Here is a 6,553-nt window from a genome sequence, read left to right on the forward strand (position 1 = left end):
TCGTCGCCGGGGAAACAGGAGCGAGTCTGGCCGACCGGCAGGCGCCCGCGAGGGAGTTCCCGGAGATCCGTGGTCCCCGGGCCCGGTGCCTCAGACCGCCCCGCCCCCGAGGCCGACGCCCCGCGCCGCCCCCGCAAGCGCGTCCAGCACCGGGGCGATCAGCGGGTGGGCCTCCGCGCCACGGCGTACCGCCGCGAACACCCGGCGCGTCGGGGCGCTGCCGTGCACCGGGCGGACCACCACGTCAGTCAGGGCCATTCCCCGCAGCGCGGACCTCGGGACGAGGGCCACTCCGGCATCCGCCCCGGCCAGCGCCACCACCGCGTGGAAGTCGTCCGACGAGTGTTCGAGGCTGGGCTCGAAGCCCGCGTACTCGCAGGCCAGGACCACCACGTCATGGCAGGGGTTGCCCGGGTAGGGGCCGATCCAGGTGTCCTTCGCCAGATCGGCGACCGCCACCTGCTCCTGGTCGGCCAGCCGGTGCCCGACCGGGAGCACCGCGTCGAAGGGCTCCGAGTACAGCGGCACCCGGGTCAGCCGGCGGTCGTCCGCCCCCGGCGCGCCCCGGTACTCGACGGCGACCGCCACATCGACCTGGCGGTCCAGCACCATGGGGACGCTGGCGTCGCCCTCCGCGTCATGGACCCGGACACGGATGCCGGGGGCGGACGTGGCGAGGGCGGTGATCGCGGGGGCGAGGACCAGGCCGATGCCGGTGGCGAACGCGGCGACCGTGACCGTCCCGGCGTCGCCCGCGCCGTAGGCGGCGAGCTCGGCCTCGGCCCGTTCCAGCTGGGCCAGCACCGCGTTGGTGTGGGTCAGCAGGATCTCCCCGGCGGCTGTGAGCCTGGCCCCCCGGGCGTTCCGCTCGACCAGCCGGTGCCCGGTCTCCTGCTCCAGGGCGGCCAGCTGCTGGGAGACGGCGGACGGGGTCAGGTACAGCGCGGCGGCCGCGGCGGTCACCGTGCGGTGGTCCGCAACCGCCCGCAGGATCCGCAGCCGCCGTGCATCGATCATGTGCCTATTGTCCCAGGTCGCGGAGGGCGGCCGGGACGCCCTCCGCGGCGGCGGTTACTCGCCCAGGGCCGCCCGCGCGTCGACGAAGGCGTCGATCGCGCGGTTGACGTCCGCCGTGGAGTGCGCGGCGGACAGCTGGACGCGGATACGGGCCGCGCCCTGCGGGACGACCGGGTAGGAGAACCCGATCACGTACACACCGCGCTCCAGGAGCAGCTCCGCCATCCGGCCTGCCTTCGCCGCGTCCCCGATCATCACGGGGGCGATGGCGTGGTCGCCGGGCAGGACGTCGAAGCCTTCCTCGGTCATCCGGGTACGGAAGAGCGCGGTGTTGGCGTTGAGCCGCTCGCGCAGCTCACCTGCGGACTCCAGCAGGTCGATGACCTTCAGCGAGGCCGCCGCGATGACCGGGGCGAGCGAGTTGGAGAAGAGGTAGGGGCGCGAGCGCTGGCGGAGCAGCGCGACGATCTCGGCGCGGGCGGCCACATAACCGCCGGAGGCGCCGCCGAGCGCCTTGCCGAGCGTGCCCGTGATGATGTCGACGCGGTCCATCACGTCGTGCAGCTCGGGGGTGCCCCGCCCGCCGGGTCCGACGAAGCCGACGGCGTGCGAGTCGTCCACCATGACCATGGCGTCGTAGCGCTCGGCGAGGTCGCAGATCTCGCGCAGCGGTGCGACGTACCCGTCCATGGAGAAGACGCCGTCGGTGACGACGAGGCGGCGCCGGGCCCCGGAGGCCTCCTTGAGCTGCTGCTCCAGGTCGGCCATGTCCCGGTTGGCGTAGCGGAAGCGCTTGGCCTTGCACAGCCGGATGCCGTCGATGATCGAGGCGTGGTTGAGGGCGTCGGAGATGACCGCGTCCTCCGGGCCGAGGACGGTCTCGAAGACACCGCCGTTGGCGTCGAAGCAGGAGGAGTAGAGGATCGTGTCCTCCTGGCCCAGGAAGGAGGAGAGCCGCTGCTCCAGCTCCTTGTGGACCTCCTGGGTGCCGCAGATGAAGCGGACCGAGGCCATGCCGTAGCCCCAGCGGTCCAGCGCCTCGTGCGCGGCGGCGATGACATCGGGGTGGTCGGCGAGGCCCAGGTAGTTGTTGGCGCAGAAGTTGAGCACCTCACCGGGGCGGCCCCCCGCGGTGACGGCGACGGTCGCGGACTGCGGGGTGCCGATCACGCGCTCGGGCTTGTGCAGCCCGGCGGCCTCGATCTCCTGGAGGGTGGTGCGCAGGTCGTCGCGTACGGAGTCGAACATGCGGGGATTCCTTAAGAGGTTTGAGGGTCAGACGGTCCAGTCGAGGATGACCTTGCCGCCGAGGCCGCTCGCCGCGTCGTCGAAGGCCTCCTCGAAGTCGCGGTAGCCGTACCGGCCGGTGATCACGGGGGCCAGGTCGAGGCCGCCCTCCAGCAGGACGGACATGGCGTACCAGGTCTCGTACATCTCGCGGCCGTAGATGCCCTTGACCGTGATCATGGAGGTGACGATCCGGGACCAGTCGACGGCGAAGTCCTCGGACGGCAGTCCCAGCATCGCGATGCGGCCGCCGTGCGTCATGTTCGCGATCATGTCGCGCATGGCCTCGGGGCGGCCGGACATCTCCAGGCCGATGTCGAAGCCCTCGCGCAGTCCGAGCTCCTGCTGGCCGTCGGCGATGGTGTGCTCGCCGACGTTGATGGCGAGGCTGACACCGACCTTGCGGGCCAGCTCCAGGCGGGCCTCGCTGACGTCGGTGATGACGACATGACGGGCTCCGGCGTGCTTGGCGACGGCGGCGGCCATGATGCCGATCGGGCCGGCGCCGGTGATCAGTACGTCCTCGCCGACCAGCGGGAACGACAGCGCGGTGTGCACGGCGTTGCCGAACGGGTCGAAGATCGCGGCGATGTCCAGGTCCACGGGGACCCGGTGCACCCACACGTTGGAGGCGGGCAGGGCGACGTACTCGGCGAAAGCCCCGTCGCGGCCGACGCCGAGCCCCAGCGTGGAGCGGCAGAGGTGGCGGCGGCCGGCCAGACAGTTGCGGCACTTGCCGCAGACCAGGTGGCCCTCGCCACTGACGAGGTCGCCGACGGCGATGTCCACGACGTCGGAGCCGATCGCGGCGACCTCGCCGACGAACTCGTGGCCGAGGACGAGCGGCGTGGTGATGGCCTGCTGCGCCCATCCGTCGTAGTTGCGGATGTGCAGGTCGGTACCGCAGATGCCGGTGCGGAGCACCTTGATGAGGACGTCGGAGGGACCGGTCTGCGGCTCGGGTACGTCCATCAGCCAGAGTCCCGGCTCGGCCTTCTGCTTCACGAGTGCCTTCACGGCTGCGGCTCCCTGTACCTGGTACGGCGTTGATCTCCCCGGGCCGGGGGCATGCCGAAGGAAGCCTGCGGCCCGGGGAAGAATGAGAGGGGCGGTGTGTGGCGGCGCGCCGGCTCCGGCTGCCGCGCACCATCCTCCGCCGTCACGGAGAAATCTGCCGTACCGCGCGCCCCGGGTCCATCGAGGATTTCTTAAGCTCGGCCGCAGCTCCGCTTCACGCCCCGGCGCGCGGGCGGGCGCGGGCACCCCGTCCGGGCCCCGGGGCCCGGGGCCGCCCGCCCGCGCCGTTTGCTCCATCCGGTGGGCGGATCACCCACAGAGCCGAGGCAGTGGGAGAAGGAGTCGAGGCAGGGGAGAGGAAGATGTCGGCTGAGCACGGATCGGCTCTCCGGGGCGCCGTGACCGCCCTGGCCCGGGTGGTGGCCCGGCAGGGCGGGCCCCCGGACGGGGCCTGGAGGCAGGACGGCCTCGCCCGGTGGGAGCCCTGCCGAGGAAGGCCGAGGACCGTCCCCGAGCCACTGAGGCAGGCCCCGGGGACCTGGCCCTGCCTCAGTGGCCCGACTGCTTCGACAGGAACTCCCTGATGTGGCCGGCCAGCTTCGCCGGCTGGTCCTCCGGGATCAGGGTGTAGCTGTCCTCGATCTCCACCAGTTCGCCCCGGGGCAGCAGCCCGGCCAGCCGGCGGCCGTGTTCGGGCGGCATGACCTTGTCCTCGGCCGCCCAGGCGACAAGGGCCGGGCGGTCGAAGGTGCGCAAGGCCTCGGCCCACCGCAGCAGTTCGGCCTTCGGTGGCACTCCGAGTACGTACTTCCTCAGGTCCCGGCGGATCTCCTTCGACGTCCGCAGCGGCCGGAACCAGCCGTCCATCACCTCGTCCGGCACCGGCCTCCTGGTCATCCGGCCCCAGGTCATCGGCAGCCGCCGCATCGGCCTCAGCCTGAGCAGGGCGAAGGCCGCCTTCAGCCCGCCGGGCATCCTGGCGGATGCGCGGAGGTTGTTGCCGGGCAGGCCGGGCGGGAAGTTGTCGAAGGCCTCGCAGGAGGTGATGACGAGCTTCCCGATCCGCTGGTCCCGGCCGTCCGCGACCAGGGCCTGCGCCCCGCCCCAGTCGTTCATCACCAGGACCACGTCGGTCAGGTCGAGTGCTTCCAGGAACTCGTCGACCAGCCGTGCGACGCCGAGGACCGACAGATCCGCGTCGGGCCGCATCGGCCGGCGGTGGGCACCCAGCGGCAGTGTCGGCACGACGCACCGGTGGTCGGCGCGCAGGTCCTCGACCACATGGCGCCACAGGGAGCCGTCCATGGCCACGCCGTGCAGCAGGACCAGGACCGGCCCGTCGCCGCCGGTGTCCTCGTACTCCACGACACCCGCGGAAAGCTCCGACTCTGCCATCTGGCACACCTCTCACTGGACGGCTGCGCTCAGCAGGACACTCGCCTGCCCGGCCACCGTACCCATGATGGAACTCGATCCGGCCGAACGGCGAAGGACAGATGAACCATCCGAACAAGCCCACGCATGCGAGTCGTTCAGAGGAACGAAAGGAGCCCCGATGGCCGTCGGACCCGAGGGCGTCCGCCCCCGTGAAGGGGAGCGCGAAGACAGTGACGCCCGCGTGATCGCACGGTCGCGGGATGAGCCCGAGCTGTTCGCCGCGCTCTTCGACCGGTACGCCGACGCCGTGCACCGTTACGCGTCGCGGCGGCTCGGTCCCGAGGCGGCGGAGGATCTGATGGCGGAGACGTTCACGACCGCCTTCCAGCGACGCCATACGTACGACCTCACGCGTGCCGACGCCCGACCGTGGCTGTTCGGCATCGCGACCAACCTCGTGAGCCGTCACCGAAGAGCCGAGGCACGCCGTTTCAAGGCGCTCGCCCGGGTTCCCGGACCGGTGGAGCACGAGGAACCGGTCGCGGACCGTGCGGTCGCCAGAGCCGGCGCTACAGGGGTGCGCCGGGACCTGGCGACCGCACTGGCCGGGCTGTCCGCCCGGCATCGCGATGTCGTGCTCCTGGTGGCCTGGGCCGACCTCGACTACGAGGAGGCGGCGATGGCCCTCGGGGTGCCTGTCGGCACCGTCAGATCACGGCTGCACCGGGCTCGCAGCAAACTGCGCGAAGCACTGGGCGGATCCGATCCGACAGCTTTCCGAGAGGCAGACGCCCATGCGTGACATCGACGAACTGCAAGAACTGAAGGACTACGACGCGGGGGCTCCCCCGCTCGACGACAGGACCAGGCAACGGGCCCGGGCCCGGCTGTTCGCCGTGATGACCGCGCCGGAGCGGCCCGCTCCGGCCCCGCTCGGCCGCCGCCCCGTCCTGCGGATCGCCCTGACCGGCGCGGTCGCGGCAGCGGTCGCCGCCGGCGTCCTGGTCGCCGTGCACGAGGACGACGGCGGAAAGGGGCTGTCGGCGACACCGCCGAGAACCAGTTCCCCCGCCATGCGGAACGTGAGCGTGCGGACCGTGCTCAACGGCGCGGCCGCCTACGAGCGGAAGCACGAACGGGCGGTCAGCCCGCGGGACGACCAGTTCATCTACACCAAGGAGATCATCAAGGAGACCAACCGGGCGACCGGAGCCACGAAGAGCTACGTCGACGAGAACTGGCGCTCGGTGGACGACTCGCAGCCGTCCTGGGTCATGGAGATCGGCCACGGCTGGTGGGCACCGCCCGTCGGGAAGAACGAGAGCGTCTGGCCGCCGCAGGACTGGAGCAGGCTGAGGAAGCTCCCGACCGACCCCGAGAAGCTGATCCTCTCCCTCCTGTCCAAGACCGGGCCCGATGACAGGAACGACTCGCTCGACGACATCGCCGATCAGGAGTGGTCGAACATCCACTTCAGTCTCACCGGGCTGCTCAAGCTGGTCCCGGTGATGCCGGAGGGGCTGCGCCCCGCGGCGTACGAGGCGCTCGGCATGGTGCCCGGGGTGAAGGTGGTGCCGAACCAGAAGGACGCCAAGGGCCGTACCGGCGTGGCCATCACCTACGACGACCCGACACTGCCGAAGGGGTTCGCCGGCTTCGGCGGCTACTTCATCTTCGACCCGGACACCTACCGGTTCCTCGGCTTCCGTGACGAGCGCACCTCGGGCGACGGCAAGAAGAGGAAGGCGTACACCCAGCTCTCCTACCTCGACAGCTGGGCCGTCGTCGACAAGGCCAAGCAGCGCCCCTAGGGCGCGTGTTCCATGAGGGGGCGCCGCCCCGGCCCATGCCGTGG

At 71.5% G+C, this 6,553-nt stretch carries 6 protein-coding genes; 2 read left to right on the plus strand and 4 right to left on the minus strand.

Annotated elements, in window-relative coordinates; translation table 11 throughout:
- Positions 1 to 90 precede the first annotated feature (90 nt).
- From ACFVJX_RS22930 to ACFVJX_RS22945, 4 genes are all read right to left on the minus strand, one after another.
- On the minus strand, positions 91 to 1,017 hold the full coding sequence (locus ACFVJX_RS22930; protein WP_384129126.1) for a LysR family transcriptional regulator: 927 nt from the start codon (positions 1,015 to 1,017) through the stop codon (positions 91 to 93).
- A gap of 54 nt (positions 1,018 to 1,071) precedes the next feature.
- The gene (locus ACFVJX_RS22935) at positions 1,072 to 2,265 is read right to left on the minus strand and encodes a glycine C-acetyltransferase (RefSeq protein WP_384129123.1); all 1,194 of its coding nucleotides are present in this window, start codon (positions 2,263 to 2,265) and stop codon (positions 1,072 to 1,074) included.
- A 27-nt stretch (positions 2,266 to 2,292) separates the two neighbouring features.
- Entirely contained in the window at positions 2,293 to 3,321 is a 1,029-nt protein-coding gene (gene tdh, locus ACFVJX_RS22940; protein ID WP_384129121.1) for an L-threonine 3-dehydrogenase, read from the minus strand.
- Positions 3,322 to 3,870: 549 nt separating this feature from the next.
- On the minus strand, positions 3,871 to 4,716 hold the full coding sequence (locus tag ACFVJX_RS22945; RefSeq protein ID WP_384129118.1) for an alpha/beta fold hydrolase: 846 nt from the start codon (positions 4,714 to 4,716) through the stop codon (positions 3,871 to 3,873).
- A gap of 160 nt (positions 4,717 to 4,876) precedes the next feature.
- On the opposite strand from ACFVJX_RS22945, the gene ACFVJX_RS22950 reads away from it, so the two are divergent.
- The gene (locus ACFVJX_RS22950; RefSeq protein ID WP_384129115.1) at positions 4,877 to 5,500 is read left to right on the plus strand and encodes an RNA polymerase sigma factor; all 624 of its coding nucleotides are present in this window, start codon (positions 4,877 to 4,879) and stop codon (positions 5,498 to 5,500) included.
- Positions 5,493 to 6,509, plus strand: a complete 1,017-nt coding sequence (locus ACFVJX_RS22955; RefSeq protein WP_384129112.1) for a CU044_5270 family protein — start codon at positions 5,493 to 5,495, stop codon at positions 6,507 to 6,509. The genes ACFVJX_RS22950 and ACFVJX_RS22955 overlap by 8 nt, the downstream gene beginning before the upstream one ends.
- The last annotated feature ends 44 nt before the right edge of the window (positions 6,510 to 6,553 follow it).

The sequence above is a fragment of the Streptomyces sp. NPDC127177 genome (assembly GCF_042672475.1).
In the GTDB taxonomy this organism is placed as follows: domain Bacteria; phylum Actinomycetota; class Actinomycetes; order Streptomycetales; family Streptomycetaceae; genus Streptomyces.